19 protein-coding genes are annotated in these 19,294 nt (G+C 41.7%); all 19 read left to right on the forward strand.

Features of this window, described 5'->3' with window-relative positions; all coding sequences use genetic code 11:
* Nucleotides 1-57 precede the first annotated feature (57 nt).
* The 19 genes from HXT45_RS00480 to HXT45_RS00570 all read left to right on the forward strand — a co-directional run bounded on the left by HXT45_RS00480 (nucleotide 58) and on the right by HXT45_RS00570 (nucleotide 19,281).
* Nucleotides 58-1,359, forward strand: coding sequence for an adenylosuccinate synthase (locus tag HXT45_RS00480; protein WP_421781825.1), 1,302 nt, complete (start codon nucleotides 58-60; stop codon nucleotides 1,357-1,359).
* A gap of 45 nt (nucleotides 1,360-1,404) precedes the next feature.
* Entirely contained in the window at nucleotides 1,405-1,962 is a 558-nt protein-coding gene (locus HXT45_RS00485; protein ID WP_415691402.1) for a fluoride efflux transporter FluC, read from the forward strand.
* On the forward strand, nucleotides 1,959-2,378 hold the full coding sequence (locus HXT45_RS00490; protein ID WP_018632995.1) for a fluoride efflux transporter FluC: 420 nt from the start codon (nucleotides 1,959-1,961) through the stop codon (nucleotides 2,376-2,378). Before HXT45_RS00485 ends, HXT45_RS00490 begins: the two co-directional genes overlap by 4 nt.
* 131 nt (nucleotides 2,379-2,509) lie before the next feature.
* A complete protein-coding gene (locus HXT45_RS00495; RefSeq protein WP_116689897.1) occupies nucleotides 2,510-3,868 on the forward strand; it encodes a ClC family H(+)/Cl(-) exchange transporter in 1,359 nt (452 codons plus the stop codon).
* 140 nt (nucleotides 3,869-4,008) lie between these two features.
* Nucleotides 4,009-5,133 (forward strand): hypothetical protein, encoded by a 1,125-nt coding sequence (locus tag HXT45_RS00500; protein WP_421781828.1) that lies wholly within the window; start codon nucleotides 4,009-4,011, stop codon nucleotides 5,131-5,133.
* Nucleotides 5,114-6,148 carry a CpaF family protein gene (locus HXT45_RS00505; protein WP_128813839.1) on the forward strand — a complete coding sequence of 345 codons (1,035 nt, stop codon included), beginning with the start codon at nucleotides 5,114-5,116 and terminating at the stop codon, nucleotides 6,146-6,148. The genes HXT45_RS00500 and HXT45_RS00505 overlap by 20 nt, the downstream gene beginning before the upstream one ends.
* Nucleotides 6,149-6,220: 72 nt before the next feature.
* Nucleotides 6,221-6,859: a type II secretion system F family protein gene (locus HXT45_RS00510; RefSeq protein WP_128813840.1), complete on the forward strand. Its 639-nt coding sequence runs from the start codon at nucleotides 6,221-6,223 to the stop codon at nucleotides 6,857-6,859.
* Between the two features lie 88 nt (nucleotides 6,860-6,947).
* Nucleotides 6,948-7,565 (forward strand): type II secretion system F family protein, encoded by a 618-nt coding sequence (locus HXT45_RS00515; protein WP_016636076.1) that lies wholly within the window; start codon nucleotides 6,948-6,950, stop codon nucleotides 7,563-7,565.
* 117 nt (nucleotides 7,566-7,682) lie between these two features.
* On the forward strand, nucleotides 7,683-7,958 hold the full coding sequence (locus tag HXT45_RS00520; RefSeq protein WP_060785799.1) for a DUF4244 domain-containing protein: 276 nt from the start codon (nucleotides 7,683-7,685) through the stop codon (nucleotides 7,956-7,958).
* 205 nt (nucleotides 7,959-8,163) lie between these two features.
* The gene (locus tag HXT45_RS00525) at nucleotides 8,164-8,616 is read left to right on the forward strand and encodes a TadE/TadG family type IV pilus assembly protein (RefSeq protein ID WP_060785885.1); all 453 of its coding nucleotides are present in this window, start codon (nucleotides 8,164-8,166) and stop codon (nucleotides 8,614-8,616) included.
* The gene (locus HXT45_RS00530) at nucleotides 8,613-9,017 is read left to right on the forward strand and encodes an Rv3654c family TadE-like protein (protein WP_421781832.1); all 405 of its coding nucleotides are present in this window, start codon (nucleotides 8,613-8,615) and stop codon (nucleotides 9,015-9,017) included. Before HXT45_RS00525 ends, HXT45_RS00530 begins: the two co-directional genes overlap by 4 nt.
* Before the next feature lie 131 nt (nucleotides 9,018-9,148).
* Nucleotides 9,149-11,515, forward strand: a complete 2,367-nt coding sequence (dnaX, locus tag HXT45_RS00535) for a DNA polymerase III subunit gamma/tau (protein WP_421781834.1) — start codon at nucleotides 9,149-9,151, stop codon at nucleotides 11,513-11,515.
* Nucleotides 11,516-12,124, forward strand: a complete 609-nt coding sequence (gene recR / locus HXT45_RS00540) for a recombination mediator RecR (protein ID WP_018632978.1) — start codon at nucleotides 11,516-11,518, stop codon at nucleotides 12,122-12,124.
* Nucleotides 12,125-12,326: 202 nt separating this feature from the next.
* The gene (locus HXT45_RS00545; protein ID WP_060785796.1) at nucleotides 12,327-13,091 is read left to right on the forward strand and encodes an aspartate kinase; all 765 of its coding nucleotides are present in this window, start codon (nucleotides 12,327-12,329) and stop codon (nucleotides 13,089-13,091) included.
* A 130-nt stretch (nucleotides 13,092-13,221) separates the two neighbouring features.
* Nucleotides 13,222-13,815, forward strand: a complete 594-nt coding sequence (locus tag HXT45_RS00550) for an ACT domain-containing protein (protein WP_248901447.1) — start codon at nucleotides 13,222-13,224, stop codon at nucleotides 13,813-13,815.
* 76 nt (nucleotides 13,816-13,891) lie between these two features.
* Nucleotides 13,892-14,959, forward strand: coding sequence for an aspartate-semialdehyde dehydrogenase (locus tag HXT45_RS00555; protein WP_421781837.1), 1,068 nt, complete (start codon nucleotides 13,892-13,894; stop codon nucleotides 14,957-14,959).
* A gap of 51 nt (nucleotides 14,960-15,010) precedes the next feature.
* A complete protein-coding gene (locus HXT45_RS00560) occupies nucleotides 15,011-15,631 on the forward strand; it encodes a DUF5701 family protein (protein WP_004131086.1) in 621 nt (206 codons plus the stop codon).
* 102 nt (nucleotides 15,632-15,733) lie between these two features.
* Nucleotides 15,734-16,435: an ABC transporter ATP-binding protein gene (locus HXT45_RS00565; RefSeq protein WP_020757715.1), complete on the forward strand. Its 702-nt coding sequence runs from the start codon at nucleotides 15,734-15,736 to the stop codon at nucleotides 16,433-16,435.
* Between the two features lie 32 nt (nucleotides 16,436-16,467).
* Nucleotides 16,468-19,281: an FtsX-like permease family protein gene (locus HXT45_RS00570; protein ID WP_421781839.1), complete on the forward strand. Its 2,814-nt coding sequence runs from the start codon at nucleotides 16,468-16,470 to the stop codon at nucleotides 19,279-19,281.
* Nucleotides 19,282-19,294 lie beyond the last annotated feature (13 nt).

Consider the following 19,294-nt stretch of genomic DNA (forward strand, 5'->3'; position numbering starts at 1 on the left):
AACACGTAGGAATTGTGTTTATTTGGGCAATGTTAGCCCAAAAAATGGAGGTGCGGCATGCCTGGAATTGTGCTTATTGGCGCTCAATGGGGTGACGAAGGCAAAGGTAAAGCAACTGATTTAATTGGTTCTAAGGTAGATATTGTTGCGCGTTTTAATGGCGGCAATAATGCTGGCCACACTGTTGTTGTAGGAAACGAATCTTACGCATTGCACTTACTTCCTAGCGGCATAATCAGCCCAAATGTAACTCCTGTTATTGGAAACGGAGTCGTTATAGACCCAGAGGTTCTTTTTGAAGAGATTGACGCGCTAGAATCACGTGGTGTTGATTGCTCGAGGTTGCTTGTTAGCGAGTCTGCGCATGTTATTACGCCTTATCATCGCGTAATCGATAAAGTTACGGAGCGATTCCTTGGAAAGCACAAGATTGGCACAACGGGTCGCGGAATTGGACCGACTTATGCCGATAAGATTAATCGCGTTGGAATTCGCGTACACGATTTGTTTAACGCGGATCATTTGCGAGATAAAGTAGAAGCCAGCTTGCATCAAAAGAATCAAATGCTTGTTAAGCTTTACAACCAACATCCAATTGATATTGATAACGTTACCAGCCAGCTTGTAGAGCTTGGAAAGCGCTTAAAGCCATACGTTGCCGACACTTCGCTTGTTCTAAACCAGGCAATGGAAAATGGTAAAACCGTGCTTTTTGAAGGCGGCCAGGCAACTATGCTAGACGTTGACCACGGAACATACCCATTTGTAACGTCTTCTAATCCTACAGCTGGAGGCGCTTGCACGGGTACGGGCGTTGGTCCTACTCGCATTAATCGCGTAATCGGCGTTGCTAAGGCTTATATTACGCGCGTTGGCGAAGGCCCATTCCCTACAGAGCTTTTGGACGAAAGCGGCGATTGGCTGCGCGAGCAGGGTCACGAATATGGCGTAACTACTGGCCGCCCTCGTCGATGCGGATGGTTTGATTCCGTTGTTAGCCGCTATGCAACTCGCGTAAATGGCCTAACTGATATTGTTCTTACAAAGCTAGATGTTTTGACTGGCTTAAAAGAGATTCCAGTTTGCGTAGCTTACGATGTAACTTTAACTGACGGAAGCGTTGAGCGCGTAGACGAGATGCCAGTAGATCAGTCTTTGTTTGCTAGCGCTAAGCCAGTTTACGAGATGCTTCCAGGCTGGAGTGAAGATATTTCTAAAGTGCACAAGTTTGAAGACTTGCCTGCAAACACTCAAAGCTATGTAAAGCGCTTGGAAGAGCTTTCCCATTGCCGCATTTCTGCAATTGGTACTGGTCCTCAGCGCGACCACATTATTAGCGTTCATTCGTTGATTGACTAGTGGCTATTAAATAGTAATTTAAGGCGATTTAAGGCGGCTAAAAATATGAGTGTTCCGAGCAAAAATCGCCCAGACTTGCCTAAAAAGCGCCAGCATAAAACACTTGGAGCAAAAATCTATTTTGTTGTGTTTATTGGCGGATTGCTTGGCGCTTTTGTGCGTAGTGAAATAGGCGTTTTTACGTACGGCATGCATTGGGATTCGGGATATTCTATGCTTTTTAGCCGCTTTACTTTTGCAACTCTTTTATCTAACGTTTTAGCATGTTTTATTCTTGCTTTAGTAAGTTCGCTTGTAGCAAATAGATTGCGCAGCAAAAATAAAGACTTAATAAAATACGGCTTTTGCACAGGATTTTGCGGCGGACTTTCAACAATGTCTACTTTTGCCTTTGAGGGCGCGCATTCCGCATTTACTGCAATGAACATTGTAGAAGTAATTGCCATTATGGCGTTGTCTATGGTTCTTGGCGTTTTAGCAGTGCTTGTTGGGAGTCTAATTGGAGATAAAATTTTTGCTTTTAAAGGCAATGGCAGCGTAAAAAATGCTGGTGATGCAAACGCCATCAATAAAATAGACGCTAACAGGGGCGGTGCAAAATGATGTCTTACGCATACGTTCTTTTTTGGCTGCCTCTTGTTTTTGCGGGACTTGGCGCCGTTCTTCGTTGCGCAATATCTGACGCAATCGGGCGCGTTTATAACCATGATTTTCCAATCGCGACTTTGCTAATCAACGCTTTTGCGTCTTTTATAATGGGCTTAGTTGTATTTTTAAGTTCTTCGATTATATACGATTTAACTTTTGCTTCGACTATTATCTACACGTGCGCATTGGGATTTTTAGGTGGATTTTCAACGTTTTCAACCGCAATCTTAGAAGTCGTAAGCCTGTTTAAGCTAAAGAAAATCAAGCTTGGACTATGTCTTTTTATTAGCGAACTAATAGTGCCATTCTTGTGCGCATTTATTGCATACGCTGGACCGTGTTTTGTAATGTTTTTACTTCTAAAGTCTTAGTTTTTAATTTTATTAATTGACGTATTTTATTTATTAATTAATGTATTTTATTAATTAACGTTTATTGTGTTATTAAAATGTTAAAATGCTTTGTGTATTTGTTTGCGATTTGATTTAAGAATAGGTTTATTGTGACTTTAAAGAACGTAGGCGGTTTTATACGCGACTTTTTGCGCGACTTTTCGGATCGCATTCTTAAAACACTTAAGCATCTTAGATGGAAGATGGTTCTTGCAGGCGTAGTTGTTGGCCTTGTTTCGGGAGCGCTTGTAGCAACTTATAGACTTGGGATTGAGTACGGAACCGATTTTGCGCGATGGATGTATGTGCGAATATTGCAAAACATGCTTTGGATTGTGCCGTGCGTAGCTTTTGCGATTGTTGCTGGATTCTTTATTGGCTGGATGAGTCGCAAAGAAAGCATGGCGTCTGGAAGCGGCATTCCACAAGTTGTTGGATACGTTCAGCGCGGTCTAAAAATGTGTTGGAACACTATTTTGCCTGTTCGATTTGTAGGCGGATTGTTGGGTTCGCTATTTGGCTTATCTCTTGGGCGCGAAGGCCCTTCGATTCAAATCGGAGCTTGCGGCGCGCAAATGATGTCTCGCATTTTTAGAAAAGGCAATAAAAACGATACGCAAGAACACTATGTTGTAACCGCTGGAGCTGCAGCTGGCTTATCTGCAGCATTTAGCGCTCCACTTTCTGGGCTTATGTTTGCTATGGAAGAAGTTCAACACGGATTGTCTTCTACAGTTCTTATGGGAGCTGCTGCTGCATCTATTTGCGCGGACTTTGTGTCTCAAACATGCTTTGGACTTCGGCCTGTTTTAGACTTTGGAAAGATTCCAGACTTGCCAATGACGCTTCATTTTTGGCTGATTCCGCTTGGCATTTTTGCGGGACTTATTGGCTCTTTAATGAATAGATCCTTACTTGGATTGCAAACGATGTATAAATATTTGCCAAAGTGGGCTCCTGTATCTATAGCATGCTTAATCGCGATTCCTGTTGGCTTATATTTGCCAGATGTTCTTGGCGGAGGATCGAATCTTGTTAAGCTCTCTGAATATGGAAAAGCAAGCATAGCGCTTTTGTGTATTCTGTTTGTTGCAAAAATGCTATTTACTTCTACAAGTTTTGGATGCGGAGCGCCTGGCGGAATTTTTATGCCAATTCTTGCTGTTGGAGCACTTGCAGGCGGCGTTGCTTCTCGCACAATAATAAGCATTCCGATTCTTGGCATTGACGCAAAGCTAATGCCAATTTTTACAGTTTGTGTTATGGCTGGCACGCTTTCGGCTTCTGTAAAAGCTCCGCTCACTTCGATTTTGCTAACTGTAGAAATGTCGGGAACAATGATTCACACTCTTCCAGTTGCTGCATCTGCTTTTATTGCGCTTCTTGTATCCGATATTTTGCACACTAAGCCAATCTATGGCGAACTTCTGGAAAGGTACATGGCTTCCAATCCAAAACTTGTGCGTTAATATGCTTATACGCTTGTACAAAAATACGCTAAAACAGCAATGTGGATAACTTTTTGGCGGATTTGCAACGTTTATTGAGCCTTTAACCACATTCTTACAAAAGTATTGCTTATTTATTTTGTATGCGATTCAATAGCTGCATGAGCAATATGAGTATTGATAACTACGATGCGCCTTCGTACGCCGCTAGGGTACTTAACACGTACCCTCCGCAGGCGAGTGCGCTTAAAAACGCCATTAATCAGTCTAACAATGTTAACGACTCAACTGTTATTGCATCTTTTAATCGCAGTTATGAACTGGCTGAAAATCCTACGTTTAACAAAGATTTTGGCGTTATAAATAATCGTGTTCTTAAAGACAATAGTGTTGCTCAAGAAACTACTGGAAGCTTGAACTATTCACTAAAGCCTTTTCCAAAAAATGTTGTAATTGGTTCTGCAGCAAATAGCGGAATTGGCTTAAGCACTACTCTTGCACTTCTTGCAAGCAATATTGCTAGTAAAAAATACGTTGTAGCTTTAATCGATGCAGATATTTCTAATGGCGGTTTAGATGTTTTACTTGGATTGGAGCAAGACGAAGGCAGAAGATTGCAAGAGGTTCAAGCTCCTTTAGGAAGATTAGACGGTTACGTTTTGCGTTGTGAGCTTTTGCATTGGAACAATGTGGATATTCTGGCCTACTCACCTTGGAAAAATCAGGAGCCTAAGCCGTGGGTTATTGAGGCTGCAATTAGGGGTCTTGCTAAAGCTTGCGACGTTGTGATTGTAGATATTGGATCTGGATTTTCGGCAAGAAGGCTTTTACAAAGTCTTCCAACTCTAGCGAATGTTCCAACAATTTTTGCATCGGAGCTTAGCGTTTTAGGTTTAGCTCGATTGCGAGCGCATTTGCAAAACCTAGAGTTGGATCATAAAAATTACGCGGAAAATCTAACTTATATTGTTGCAGGCTTAAATCCACGCGGACTTTCTAACAGATTTTGCCCAGTAGAGATTACAGAAGCTTGTGATTATTTGCTTTGCAATGTAGAAGGCCCAATTGGTCACGATTCTAAGATGTATGAAGACATAATTGGCGGATATGGGATTAGAAGCATACCAAAATGCGCGCAAAGTGCGGTAGAAAAAATCACCATATGGCTACTTGGCGACTCGCGTAAATCGGGTTTAATGGCATCTAGTACACAAGGTGATTCTTCTTATGCGTTTGGCAGATTTTCAAAAATAGTGGGTGGTAGGCATGGCTTTACAAGATATTGATTTTGGAATTTTGCAAGATATTGCAGATAATCCAAATGTAACGGATATTGTTGTTACAGACGAGGGCAGAGTTTGGGCAGACTTTGGTCTGGGCCTTAATGAATACAATCCAAGAATCCCGTTTGATAATCCCAGCATTTTGCGCGAATATGCAGTCTGGCTTTGTGCTCAATTGGGTAAACGATTAGACGACGCATGCCCGATTGCAGACGCTTCTAGCCCACTTGGCGTGCGCATTCATGCTCTTATTGCGCCAATAGTTTTGAGCGGAGCTGCTATTTCGATTCGTTTCCCCGCGTTAAAACACTACTGTTTAACGGAACTTAGTAGCAAAGGCATGTTTCCAATTGAACTATCTAGAATTCTTTATTTACTTGTTGAAAGTCGCGCAAATATTTTGATTACAGGTAGCACGGGTTCGGGAAAAACAACACTTATGAAGGCTCTATTAGCTTCTTGTAATCCAAAAGACAGAATAGTTACTGTTGAAGAAACTAGAGAATTGGGATGCGTTTCTAACGATTACGTTTCTTTAGCAACAAGAGAAGCAAACGTTGAAGGCGCAGGATGTATTGATTTACAAGAGCTTGTAAAAGCCACTTTGCGAATGCGACCCGACAGAATCATTTTGGGAGAATGCAGAGGAAAAGAAATCGCTGATTTATTGCGCGTTTTTACATGCGGACACAAAGGCGGAATGACGACTTTGCACGCAGATAAAGTGCAAAAAGTTCCAGCACGATTAATGGCACTTGGTCTGCTCGCAGGACTGGAGCCAATGGCACTTTGCGCTCTTGCTGCAGACGCATTCGACGTTGTTATTCACGTTGAGCGCGTAAATGGGATGCGCGTTGTAAAGGAACTTGGAGTTTTAAGATCTAATGATTCTGGCGCGCTGGAAGGTGTTCCTGTTTTAAGAGTTAAAGGCGCGCAAATAGAGGCCACTTTAGCGTGGAAAGAATTTTCGTCTAAATGGCATTTGCCACTAAATTCGCAAATCGTTTTAAGAGCTTAACAGGCAAAACAAGCAAAAATAAGGCAAAACAAGCAAACTAACAAGCAAAAATGAGCTAACAAAGGATTTAACATGAGTATTGAAGAGTCGCTAGCATCTCTTGTTGCATCTTTGAAATCGGGAGCTTCGTTTGAGTCGATTATTAGCGTATGCTCCGATTGCAATTCTAATGGCGATGCGCGCAAAGCATACAACAAGCAAATAAATGCAGAATCAATATTAAAGTGGATTGACTCTAGACTAAGCGAAAGCACAATAACGTCTAGCTTAGATAGCTCTTTCAAAAACGCGAAGAACACAAAAAATACAAAAAATTATAAAAATGCCAAAAAACAAAAAGACATTCGTAAAATAGCGCAATCCCTTATGAGTGTATACAAGTTGAGTAATTCGATTGGCTGCCCAATGGCAGATTGCGTTCAAGCTGTTGCGGATTCTTATTATGCAAACAAAAGGGTTGATGACTTAAGCGCAGAAGTTTTTGCAATGCCAAAAGCCACTATTAAGTTGCTTATTGCACTGCCGTTTTTGTCTCTTTTAACTGGTCAGCTTTTAGGAGCAAACCCAATACTAATGATTTTTACTAGCTACAAAGGATATACGCTTTTAAGCGTTGGAATGGCATTTTACGCGGTTGGAGTTATTTGGGTTGCGCGCATTCTTAAAAATTCTAGAAACGCAATGCAATCCGCTTCTTTTAATGGCAATTAAAACGCAATCAAAAATAATCTAAGAAGTAATCAAAAAATTAATCAAAGAAGTATTTTTAGTCAAAACTTAATGCAGTAAAGGAGGATAAATGTTAAGAGCAATTATTATTTGGCTTATTTTAGTTGCATACATAATTATTTTGTGCAAACTTTTTTCTAAGCAAATGGCATCTAGCTCACTCTATGAGCGCGCTGTTAAGCCGAGCGTTTTTATGCAAAACACTTACGACTTTAGACAAAACATAATAAGCGATATAGACCCGATTCTTGGTTTGCAAATGATAATAGTTGCACTAAAAAGTGGTGTTGCAATAACTAGAGCACTAGACGTAGTCGGTTGTTCTTTGCCTGCATCAAAAGGAATTTGGCTAAGTCGCGTTTCTAAAGCGCTTATCTCTGGCAGCACTTGGAGAGAAGCTTGGAGCGAGCCACATGTTTGCTTTAGTAAAAAAGATAAAAACGCTTACACGTCTTTGATTTTAAGCACATGGCTAAAAAATTCTTTGCGTGAATCTTGGATTTACGGAAGCTCCCCCGTACCAGTACTTAATGCCGTTTTGCAAAACTACGAGCAATCAATGAAGAATGTTGCAAAAAAAGAAAGTTCTAAACTTTCTGTGAGGCTTCTTTTGCCAGTTGGATTGTGCTTTTTGCCAGCGTTTATTTTTGTTGGCATTTTGCCAACAGTTGCATCATTTATGCACTAAATAAAAGGTTTTTGCAGATTGATAGTCGCGCGCAAAATGGCACTTAAAAAATTTGTATCCAAACTGGGTACATAAATAAAAAATAAACAATAAATAAAAGAAAGGAAGGTAAGTAACATGAAAACAATTGCTAAAGCATTTTCAAAACTTTGTTGCGAGTTTACAACAAACGCAAACAAAGGATTGATTAAAGCAGAACAGGCGTGCAATAGTATGCAAAACCGCTTGGATAACAGTCTAAAGAAACTAGACGAAGGAGCGGTTACTGCAGAATATGCGGTTGTTCTTATAGCTGCTACAGCTTTTGCAACAGTTCTTATTGCTATTGCTAAGTCAGATGCTGTGCACACAGCTATTGGCGAACTTGTTAAAAGAGCTTTGCACGTTAGCTAATGTACAGAAGAATATAAGTGTTAAGCACTGCGTGAAACATTGCGTGAAACATTACAAAGCTCTTGTTGGAATTTAACAAGATTCGATTATATTTAACGAGATTGAGATTAAACAAGATTCAGATTAAACAAGATTAAACGAATTCTAAAGAACTAAGCATAAACACTAATAATGGAGATTCACTAATGCGAAAGAAATGAGAAAAATGAAGAATTATACGTTTTTGAATATTTTCAACAAAAGTAATGCAAAAAATACAAGCATAAATAGTTACAAGCAAACTAAAAGCACTAAATTCACTAAAGATGCTAAAAATATTAAAAATGCTAAAGATTCAGGTGCAGTAACCGCAGAATTTGCGATTATTCTACCTACAGTTGCAATTCTTGCTATAGTGTTAATTTTTGTAGGCAAATCAGTAGTAAATACAATGAATTGCAACGATGCAGCAGGCCAAGTTGCCTATTACATTGCATCAACACACGATTCTAAAGAAGCTCAAAATATAGTGCATAAAGTATCTGGAAAAAATAGTTCTGTAAAAGTCGAATATGTTGGAAATATGGCAAATATTGTTGTTAGTTGCCCAGTCGTGCCAGACCCGCTGAAGATTTTGCCAATGCAAGTAGAAGCGCGCATTAGTCAGGTTTTAATATGAATCAAAAAAGAGCTAAGCGATTAATAACGCAATGCTTAAAAGCTAAACATTTACACGGAGCGGATTGCGGATCTGGAACTATGCTTGGCATAGGATTAGTAACCGCAATCTGCTCTATTCTGGTTCTTTGTGCGGTTATTGGAACGATTCTTGTTTCAAAACATCGCGCCTACGCGTTAGCAAATGCAGCAGCAATATCGGGAGCGGTTGCTATACAAAACATGAACGGAGACGCTTGCAAAATCGCGCAAAACACAGCTACAGCAAACAATGCAAAAATCGAGTCTTGTGTGGAAAAAGATAACGACATATCGCTAAAATTAAGCGTTCCTTTACACGTTCCAATGGCCTATAGAATAACCGTAAGCGCTAAAGCGGGTTTAGTGGATTGTAGCGAGTGAACCATAATGTAGCATGTAGTAAAGTGCGCATCGTTAGCATGTTAGTACTTAGATGATTAAAATGGAACAGATGATTTGCTTAAACAGTAAGCGGATTCAAGTTAATATCTAGTTGGCGGTAGGTTATAGTTATGGCACTTGCGTTGTATCGAAGATATAGACCAGACACTTTTGAAGGTGTTATTGGTCAAAATCAGGTTACGATTCCGCTTATTAGAGCACTTGATCAAGGCAAAATTACGCACGCGTATCTGTTTTCTGGACCGCGCGGATGTGGAAAAACAAGTTCGGCACGAATTTTAGCGCGATGCATTAATTGTGAACAAGGGCCAACTTCTAAGCCGTGCGGAAAATGCCAAAGCTGTAAAGATCTTGCAACAGGCGGCCCAGGTTCTATAGATGTTGTAGAAATAGACGCAGCAAGCCACAACGGCGTTGACGACGCTAGAGAATTACGCGAGCGCGCAGGATTCGCACCAGCAAGAGATAGATATAAGATTTTTATTTTAGACGAAGCTCATATGGTAACTCCTCAAGGCTTTAACGCTTTGCTTAAGATTGTGGAAGAGCCGCCTGAGCACGTTATGTTTATTTTTGCTACAACTGAGCCAGATAAGGTGATTGGAACAATTCGCTCCAGAACTCACCACTACCCGTTTAGGCTTGTTCCGCCAGAAGTAATGGGGCCGTATTTAGAGAGTATTTGCCAAAAAGAAGGCATTAAAGCACAAAAAGGCGTTCTTCGACTTGCCATGCGTGCAGGTGGCGGCTCCATGCGAGACACGCTTTCTGTGCTAGATCAATTGATGATTGGCTCCGTAGATGGCGTTATATCGCTAGATTCTGCGGTTGCTCTTCTTGGATTTACGCCTTCTAACTTAATCGGAGATGTTGTTGACGCTCTTATTGAAAAAGACGGAGCAAAACTTTACGAAACTGTGCAAAAGGTTATTGTTGGAGGCTTCGATAGTCGCAAGTTTGTAGAAGATTTACTTGGTCGCTTGCGCGATTTGTTACTATTAGCTTCTGCTGGAGTAGATAGTGCTAAAAACTTGCTTGGGGATTTATCGCCAGAAGACATGCAAGTTTTGCAACGTCAATCAAGTCAGCTCACTTTGCGAAGCTTGTCTAAAATGGCAGAAATCGTAAATAATGCTTTTTCGGGAATGGCAAATGCTGTTTCGCCTAGAATGAATCTTGAAATTCTTGTTGCGCGCCTGCTTTGCACTAGAACGGATTCGAGTGAAAACGTTCAAACGCAAGTTTATGCAAAAGATGTTGAAGCGCAAAAAGCGAACGTAAAGCATTTTATTGGGTCGGCCGACGCAACTAAAAATGCAAATGCAGCTGAGTTTACAAACGCAACCAGTTCTGCAAACATAATGCAAAACAATGCGCAAAACACTCAAAAATCTGTTATTACAAATACGATTGAAACTGCAGAAACAGTTGCAAAGTGGCCAGAACAGCCAGAAAACGCAAACGCTAGCATAAATGCAAATGCAAGCGCAACTACAAGCGCGCCTCAAATTTTAGACGTTGACGAAGCTTGGAACAATCTTGTTAAAAGCCTTCCAGATGATGTTCGCGAATACGTAGAAAGAAATCACGTTCCAAAAGTTAGATTAGACGAAAGCAATCCGCTAAAAAGAAAGCTTGTTTTAACATTTGATGAGCCTATAAGTCAGCATGCTTTTGCTCTTGCTCTTTGCACGACTGCTCCTTACGATGGCAAAAAAGTGCCAGTTGTTGTTATGAGCAAAGTAAAAGACGTTTTTGGTAAAGATGTTTCAATCGCGCCTGATTCTGTTGCGGAAAATGGACAAAAAGTTGAATCCGTAGCAAAAATGGATCCACAAAAGCTTGCGCAAGTTAAGCGCGAATTACTTATGCGCAAAGCTGGAATTGTAAAAGGATTTGGCAAAAACACAAGCAAGAAAAGCGAGTTAAATGCTGATAGCCCTTTAGGCGGTGATAATTATTTAGATAACCCTTTAGATAACCCTTTAGATAACCCTTTAGATGATCATTTAGACGCATCGCAAGATGACGCTTGGGCTAGTATGGCTTCTGCTCCAATGGGAGACGCAATTGCACCTGCGCGAGCGCAAAATAAAACGCAGTCGCAAGATAAAACTCAGCAATCGCAATCTCTTACTAATCAGCAAGAAAAGCAAGCAATAAAGCCAGTTAACAGTGCGCAAAACGTGCAAGAAACGCAAGAATCTTATCAATCGCAAGAATCATTGCAAGAACAAGCTCCGTCGCAAGAGTCGTCACAAGAGTCGTCACAAGCACAAACTCATTCTGCAGCTGGCATAAATGGCGCTCAAGAAGACGAATGCTCAATGCAAGACGAGTCTTTAGAATCCGCTACAAATTTGAGCATAGACGACTTGGAAAAAATGTTTGAAGTCAAATCTGTAAAAGAATTCGGCGCAAGCGACCCAAATAATCCTAAAAACGCGCATGCTCGTAAAAGAAAGCAAGAGGAATAAATGCATAATGTGTCATCGTACGAAGGCGCAATCGGCAGAGTTATAGACGCATTTTCTAGCCTTCCTGGAATCGGCCCAAAAGGCGCACAACGAATTGCATTTTACATACTTTCGTCTTCTAACGCGCAAGCGCAAGAACTAATCAACTCGATTAACGACTTAAAAGAAAACGTGCGATTTTGCGAAATTTGCGGTAACGTGTGCGAACAAAGCCCTTGCGTTGTTTGCTTAGACCCTAGAAGAGATCACACAAAAATATGCGTTGTAGAAGAGCCAAAAGACATTATGAGCATTGAGCGCACGCACGAGTACGCAGGCGTTTACCACGTTTTAGGCGGAGCGATTAATCCAATGGCAAACGTGGGACCTGCAGACTTAAAAATAACGCAACTACTTGAGCGCTTAAAAGACGCGCAAATAAAAGAGGTTATTTTAGCGCTAGATCCAAATATAGAAGGCGAAGCAACAGTTACGTATTTAGCACGACTGCTTGAGCCGCTTGATATAAAGGTGACTAGGCTTGCAAGCGGATTGCCAGTTGGTGGAGACCTTGAGTATGCAGACGAAGTGACTCTTGGGCGCGCTTTTGCAGGAAGGCAAGATGTTTAGAGATTGCACGCGGAAAAATCGCAAGCAGCCGCTCGCCAAAATTCACGCCACTAATATATTGCAAAATAAAAATAAAAATAAACAAAAAATAAATAGAAATAAATAGAGCACGCTTGGTAGTCTGATTTGGTAATCTGATTTTAGATTAGTTCTTCTAACGCGCGTGCTTTAGAAGCATAACAGCTGAACATAAGGGGTTAAAGTGGCTCTTATAGTGCAGAAATACGGCGGTTCGTCTGTAGAGGACACGGACGCAATTCAGCGCGTAGCAAAAAGGATTCTCGACACAAAAGCTGCTGGAAACGACGTTGCGGTTGTTGTTTCGGCTATGGGAGATACAACAGACAATCTTATTGACCAAGCAATGAGCGTAAACGCGCATCCGCCTGCCAGAGAGATGGATATGCTTATGACTGCAGGAGAGCGCATTTCCATGAGCCTTTTAGCAATGGCGATTCACGCGCAAGGCTCGCACGCATACTCTTTTACAGGGTCGCAAGCTGGTTTTATGACGGACGCGCAATTTGGAGCGGCGCATATTCGCGCTGTTAAGCCAGATCGCGTTCAGCACGCGCTTAAAAAAGGCAGTGTTGCTATTGTTGCAGGATTCCAAGGAATCAGCGAGATTGGCGACGACACAACGCTTGGCCGAGGCGGCTCAGACACTTCGGCAGTGGCACTGGCTGTAGCTTTGGGCGCGGATATTTGCGAGATTTACACAGACGTTGATGGCGTTTTTACAGCAGACCCTAGAATTGTTCCAACAGCAAAGCGAATCCCAGTTATTGACTACGATTCGATGCTAGAGATGTCGTCTTGCGGATCGCGCGTTTTAGCTTTGCGATGCGTTGAATATGCGCAACGATTTAGCATGCCATTGCATGTTCGCAGCTCGTTTTCGCACAGAAATGGCACTTTGGTTGTTCCTAATGGCGTAGATCCAAAAAGACTGCCAAATCTAAGCTAATTATTTATTAAAAAATATAGGCATAAAACACAGCATAAAATACGACATAAGACGGTAAATAAGACACGGCATAATACACAGTAAATAAGCAAAGACAATAGACATAGGCAATAGACAGAAGGCGGCAAAAATGGCAAATACAATAACAAATAAAATAGCAAATGTAGATATTCGTTCAACAATGGGCGATTTATTCCCAGACTTAGGCCCAGAGACACCTGTGATTTCTGGCGTTGCGCACGATAGAAGCGAATCTATGATTACTCTTCGAGGCGTTCCCGATAAGCCTGGAAACGCTGCAAAAGTATTTACAACTCTTGCTGCTGCAGACGTTAACATAGACATGATTGCTCAGGCAAGCGCATCTACCGAGACGGCAGACATATCTCTTACAGCTCCAAGCTCGGCTTTGGACGCCGTTTGCAAGGTTTTGCAGGGCACGCGCGGAGAATTGCAATTTACGTCTATGGACGTGGACCCTTCTGTTGGAAAAGTCGCAGTTGTTGGCGTTGGAATGAAAACCTATTCTGGTCTTGCAGCAACCTTCTTTACAGCTCTAAGCGATCACGGAATTAATATTCTTATGATTTCCACATCCGAGATTCGCATTGCTGCGATTGTTCCAGTAAAGCAGCTCGACGAGGCGGTTCGCGCACTTCACACAGCCTACGGATTGGACGCAAGCAAAGTCGAAGCTGTTGTTTATGGAGGAAGCGGGCGCTAATCGCGCGCAAAAATCCGCTTAAATAATCGTAAAAATCAAAGAAAATCACGCAAAATCGCAAAATAAGGGAGACAAAATGGCAATTATAAGCAACACAGGCGTAAACCTTGCGGTTTTAGGCGCCACTGGCCAAGTTGGAATGGTTATGCGCCGCGTATTAGACGAGCGCGATTTTCCAATTAAAAACTTGCGATTTTTGGCTTCCGCACACTCTGCAGGAACCGTTTTGAACTATCGCGGCAAAGATGTTGTTGTAGAAGACGTGGAAAAAGCAGATTTAAGCGGAATAGACATTGCGATTTTCTCCGCAGGCGGCGGAACGTCCAAAGTGTGGGCGCCGCGATTTGCGAATGCAGGCGCAATAGTAATCGATAACTCTTCTCAATGGCGTATGCATAACGATGTGCCTCTTGTAGTTGCAGAAGTAAATCCGCAAGATTTGAACGATATTCCGCGTGGGATTGTTGCAAATCCTAATTGCACAACAATGGCGTGCATGCCTGTTCTAAAGCCACTTTCTGACGCTTTTGGCTTAAAGCGACTTATTGTATCTTCCTACCAGGCCGTTTCTGGAGCTGGCAGAGCTGGTGCGTTGCAGCTTATGAACGAAGCGCAAGCGGCTTTAAATCAGGGCGCAGATAAGCTTGTGTTTGATGGAGATGCGATTGATTTTCCGCAACCAACCAAAGTTGTGCGCACAATCGCATTCAACGTTGTGCCATTTATTGGCGCGATTGTTGATGACGGATCGCAAGAAACCGACGAGGAGCAAAAGCTTCGCAACGAAAGTCGTAAGATTTTGCACTTGCCAAAGCTTGCAGCGAGTTGCACATGCGTGCGCGTTGGCGTTTTTACGGGTCACGGAATGAGCATTAATGCCGAATTTGAGCACGATGTAACTCCAGAGATGGCTCGCGAAGTGCTAAAATCGGCCGCTGGCGTTGCACTAGACGATATTCCTACGCCTCAGCTTGCTGCAGGAAAGTCTGCGAGCTACGTTGGCCGCATTCGCCAAGATCAAGCGGTTGATGGAAAGCGCGGATTAGCAATGTTTATTACAAACGACAATCTTCGCAAGGGCGCTGCGCTTAACGCTGTACAATTGGCGGAAATCGTAGCTAAAAAACGCGGATTTGCGTATTAATCAAGCTAAGTCGCACTCGCGATTGTAGAAAATTTTACGTAAAATGTAACTATGTCTATTGCTTCGCAAGAAATACAAAAACAGCTTGACCGCATTGTTGCCCTTGGCTACCCAGATGTTGCAGATATGAGTGCAGCGGCGTTCCGCGCTTTAGCATTGCCACTTATTCGCGCGCTTGAGCAAAGCGATTTGGGAACAAACATTCTTCTTGTGCCTACTCGCGAGCTGGTTTCGCCAGAATCCTTGATTTCTAGAACTAGCATTGAGAGAATGGCCGGTTTTACAACAATGCCACCTCGAGATATAGCTAGTTTCTTGCCTCAAGATGGTTTTGAGCCTCCAGAAGGACCATTTTACCTTGCGATTGACCCGCATACGGGCACATCGTATTTGAATCGTGAGCCAGATGTTGCCAGAAAGCTTATAGACTCCGACGAGCGCCTTCCTTTAACTTTAGAAGAAGGATTAGCGATTGCAACGCAGCATCCTGATTGGCTTGAAAGCAAAAATGGCTTTAATCTTTTAGGCTCAAAAAGCTCCGATGGAAGGGTTCCAAGTATTTGGATAAGTCAAGGAGCCGCACGTCTTGGCGCTGTTTGGCCAAATTCGAGGCACACTTGGCTTGGAAACGCATATTGCACAGCAAGGCGTGGCGTATCACTATTCCAATAAATAGAATTAAATATTAACCGAATAAATTAAAATTAAATAATAAATTAAAATTAAACATTAATAGCGAAAGCACAATTAAGTAGTCAGTAAGCAAGGAGTATTGTGGCGTACATAACTTTTGATCATGTTGTAAAAGAGTATCCATCTGGCTCAAGTGTTGTGCGCGCGCTAAATGATGCTAGTTTTACTGCCGAACGCGGTAAACTCACCGTAATATTAGGCGCTTCGGGTGCAGGTAAAACTACAGCCTTGAATATTTTAGGTGGCATGGATACGGCAACAAGCGGTAGTGTAACTGTTGGTGATTTAAATATTACAAAGCTAAATGGCCGTGGATTAGTAAAGTATCGAAGAGAAGATATTGGATTTGTTTTTCAATTCTATAATCTTGTTCCAAACTTGACTGCATTAGAAAATGTGGAGCTTGCTTCACAAATTTGCTCAGATCATTTTGATCCAGCTCAAACACTTATTGACGTAGGTTTGGAAAAAAGACTTAATAATTTCCCAGCACAACTTTCTGGAGGCGAACAGCAGCGAGTTTCTATTGCGCGCGCACTTGCTAAAAAACCTAAGTTGCTTTTATGCGATGAGCCTACGGGTGCGTTAGATTACGAAACTGGAAAAGCTGTTTTGCAATTATTGCAAGATATTTGCCAAAAAGAAGGAATGACGGTTCTTATTATTACACACAATGCTGCTATTGCTCCTATGGCTCATAAGGTTGTGAGATTCCATTCTGGAAAAGTTATAAGCGAAACAGTGCAAGAAAATCCTACGGCAATTGCAGATATTGAGTGGTAATGCAGAAGGGTGATGCAGAGTGGTGATTTATAGTGAATAACAAAACCGTAAAATCCAAGATAATCAAGCGTAAAACTGCGATTCGCACTAAGCGCGCACACTCTATTTTGCCAATAGTTTTTATTAGCGCTGTACGAATGTGGATTCACGAATGGCGCCGTTTTTGCATACTAGCAGTTATAGCAATGCTTGGTGTTGCTGTTATGACTGGCATTTATGCAGGATGCAACGATATGCTTCTTGGAGCAGATGACACTTACTCTAAGCTCAAAGCTTACGATTTACAAATCGTTTCCACTCTTGGATTGACTAAAAACGATGTTAAATCAATCAAAAAATTGCCATTTGTTAGTGAAGCAGAGGCAGAAAAGTCTTTTAAAGCTACTGCTCATCCTTCAAATAATGCCGACTCATCTTATGCAATGAACGTTGTGCAGTATAATCACAATTCTAAAAAGCTAAATCGAGTACATTTGCTTAGTGGCAATATGCCAACGAATAATCGTCAAGCTGTAGTAACTGAGCGATTTTTGCACGATAGTGGGTTGCGCGTTGGTAGCACACTGTTTTTGAGTATGCAACAAAACTCTGGTTTGCCTAATGCTACTAGTCAAAAGCAAAAATATAAGCTTCTAATCACAGGAAGCGTGCTAGACATAAACGATTTAGACAATCCAAAAGGGTATCAATCAAAAGCTTTCCGCAATTCTGTAGTATCGCGCTACCCAATTTTTACCTCTGCGATTACTGAAAACACAAATAATCTTCCATACACGTCTATTTCTGTGCGCCTAGATGAGACTCAACAAGTTAACGATTTTTCACAAAAGTATCGCGCAATTGTGGCAAATGCTTCAAACCAAATTAAAAATGGCGTGCAAAATGATTGCGAAGAAGCACGCACAAATCACGTTATAGAAGACCAAACTAATCAAAAAGTAGATCAAACTATAGCCAACATGCCAATGCTTAAAAACGCTCCCAACTCGGTTTTAGCTAAGGCTCGCGCGCAAATTTACGCAAAAATTAAGCCAGAAGTGCAAAAGAATGTTCCTAAAGCAAAATGGTATATTACTACTCGCGTTGAGAATGGAAGCTATGCTAGCTTAAGGTCCGACATAGCTTCAATTCAGTCACTTGGATATGCCTTCCCAGTGCTTTTTCTTGTAGTAGCAATGATGATGAGCCTTACATCCATGGCAAGAATGGTAGAAGAAGAGCGAGGGCTAATTGGAACGTACTTAAGCTTAGGGTATGGTCGTTGCGCAGCAATAACAAGGCACGCTTTCTTTGCGATTTTTGCATGCTTTATAGGCGGTGGAATAGGCGATATTCTAGGATTCTTAGCAATCCCATCTTTACTACTTAAGATTTTGCGCGGATTGTACACAGTTCCTGGAGTCGTTTTGCGATACGACTGGCTGTACGGCTCGCTTTGTGTGCTCGCGTTTGTAATACCAGTTGCAATATGCACAATAATCGTAAGCTGGAGGGAGACAAGGCAAGTTCCAGCGGCATTATTGCGTCCAAAATCTCCAAAAGCTGGAGCCCGCGTGCTGCTTGAGCATCTACCTTTTATTTGGAATCGTCTAAGCTTCCTAAACAAAGTATCTATAAGAAATCTAGCTCGTTTTAAAAGCAGATTATTTATGACGATTGGCGGCGTAGCTGGCTGCACGGCGTTAATTGTGTGCGCGCTGGCACTAAACGATACCGTTGCAACACTTGGCATTCGCCAATATGACGGCATTTACCACTACGATATGATTTCTATTTCCACTCCAGATGCATTCCAAAATATGAAGAAAAGTGTGCAAAAAGATAAATCCAACAATCTTGTTGATGCCATTTTGCCTGCCTACATTAGCTCTGGAGAAATCGCAAAAAGCAATGCGAATAATGGTAATTCTAACAGCAAATCTAACAGCAAATCTAACAGCAAATCTAACAGCAAATCTAACAGCAAATCTAATAGCAAATCACATAATAGCAGCGTTGAAGATTCCGAAAGCGTGCAAATCGTAGTTGTTAAAGATTCGGCAACGTTGTCTAAAATGATTCGCCTTCAAGATGTTAACAATAATTTGCAAAATATTTCGCTTGATGACTCGGGTCCGCTTCTTTCACAAAGCGCATCATCTTCGCTGGGCATTTCGAGTGGAGACTACATTACAATAACAAACTCAAGTTTTAAGCGTGCAAAAGTGAAGTTGCGCGCAATCGTGCGTAATCTTATTGGTTCAAACATTTATATGACTTCTCGTTGCTATGAAAGAATATTCGGTTTTAAAAATGGGAAAAATGTTAAGAATAATGCGCTAATGATGCGCCTTCGCGGAAACGATGACGCAAAAATGCGTTACGCAGATCAATTTGCAAACAGAAGCGGCATTCTAGCTGTTATGAGCATTACGCGCATGAAACACGCTTTTAGCTTCGATTTAATGAATGCAGTTGTTGCGCTTATAGTAACTTTGGCTGCTGGCTTAGCATTAGCCGTACTATTCACGTTAGCAAGCACAAATATTTCAGAGCGCTCGCGAGAGATGGCAACGCTAAAAGTTCTTGGATTCTATCGTAGAGAAGTTCACGCTTACGTTCATAAAGAGATGTTTACTCTTACTCTAATCGGCGTGATTGTTGGCTTACCTCTTGGAAGATTGGTTGCAAGTCTACTAACAAACGCATTAAAAATGCCTGCACTGTATTTTGAGGTTGAGGTGTCTCCATTAAGCTATGCGATTGCTGGCTTTGCAACGCTGATTTTTGCTTTGATTGTTCAATGGTCAACTAATCCCGCATTGGATCGCATTGACCCTGTAAGTTCGCTTAAAAGTGTGGAATAATCCTATATGCGTT

Source organism: Gardnerella sp. DNF01199S (assembly GCF_049244155.1).
Lineage (GTDB): Bacteria > Actinomycetota > Actinomycetes > Actinomycetales > Bifidobacteriaceae > Bifidobacterium > Bifidobacterium piotii.

Coding starts and splice junctions, on each gene's coding strand:
- HXT45_RS00555 (WP_421781837.1), top strand. CDS start 13,892: ATGGCAATTATAAGCAACACAGGCGTAAACCTTGCGGTTTTAGGCGCC.
- HXT45_RS00490 (WP_018632995.1), top strand. CDS start 1,959: ATGATGTCTTACGCATACGTTCTTTTTTGGCTGCCTCTTGTTTTTGCG.
- HXT45_RS00505 (WP_128813839.1), top strand. CDS start 5,114: ATGGCTTTACAAGATATTGATTTTGGAATTTTGCAAGATATTGCAGAT.
- HXT45_RS00560 (WP_004131086.1), top strand. CDS start 15,011: ATGTCTATTGCTTCGCAAGAAATACAAAAACAGCTTGACCGCATTGTT.
- HXT45_RS00480 (WP_421781825.1), top strand. CDS start 58: ATGCCTGGAATTGTGCTTATTGGCGCTCAATGGGGTGACGAAGGCAAA.
- HXT45_RS00515 (WP_016636076.1), top strand. CDS start 6,948: ATGTTAAGAGCAATTATTATTTGGCTTATTTTAGTTGCATACATAATT.
- HXT45_RS00510 (WP_128813840.1), top strand. CDS start 6,221: ATGAGTATTGAAGAGTCGCTAGCATCTCTTGTTGCATCTTTGAAATCG.
- dnaX (WP_421781834.1), top strand. CDS start 9,149: ATGGCACTTGCGTTGTATCGAAGATATAGACCAGACACTTTTGAAGGT.
- recR (WP_018632978.1), top strand. CDS start 11,516: ATGCATAATGTGTCATCGTACGAAGGCGCAATCGGCAGAGTTATAGAC.
- HXT45_RS00530 (WP_421781832.1), top strand. CDS start 8,613: ATGAATCAAAAAAGAGCTAAGCGATTAATAACGCAATGCTTAAAAGCT.
- HXT45_RS00485 (WP_415691402.1), top strand. CDS start 1,405: ATGAGTGTTCCGAGCAAAAATCGCCCAGACTTGCCTAAAAAGCGCCAG.
- HXT45_RS00550 (WP_248901447.1), top strand. CDS start 13,222: ATGGCAAATACAATAACAAATAAAATAGCAAATGTAGATATTCGTTCA.
- HXT45_RS00525 (WP_060785885.1), top strand. CDS start 8,164: ATGAAGAATTATACGTTTTTGAATATTTTCAACAAAAGTAATGCAAAA.
- HXT45_RS00500 (WP_421781828.1), top strand. CDS start 4,009: ATGAGCAATATGAGTATTGATAACTACGATGCGCCTTCGTACGCCGCT.
- HXT45_RS00520 (WP_060785799.1), top strand. CDS start 7,683: ATGAAAACAATTGCTAAAGCATTTTCAAAACTTTGTTGCGAGTTTACA.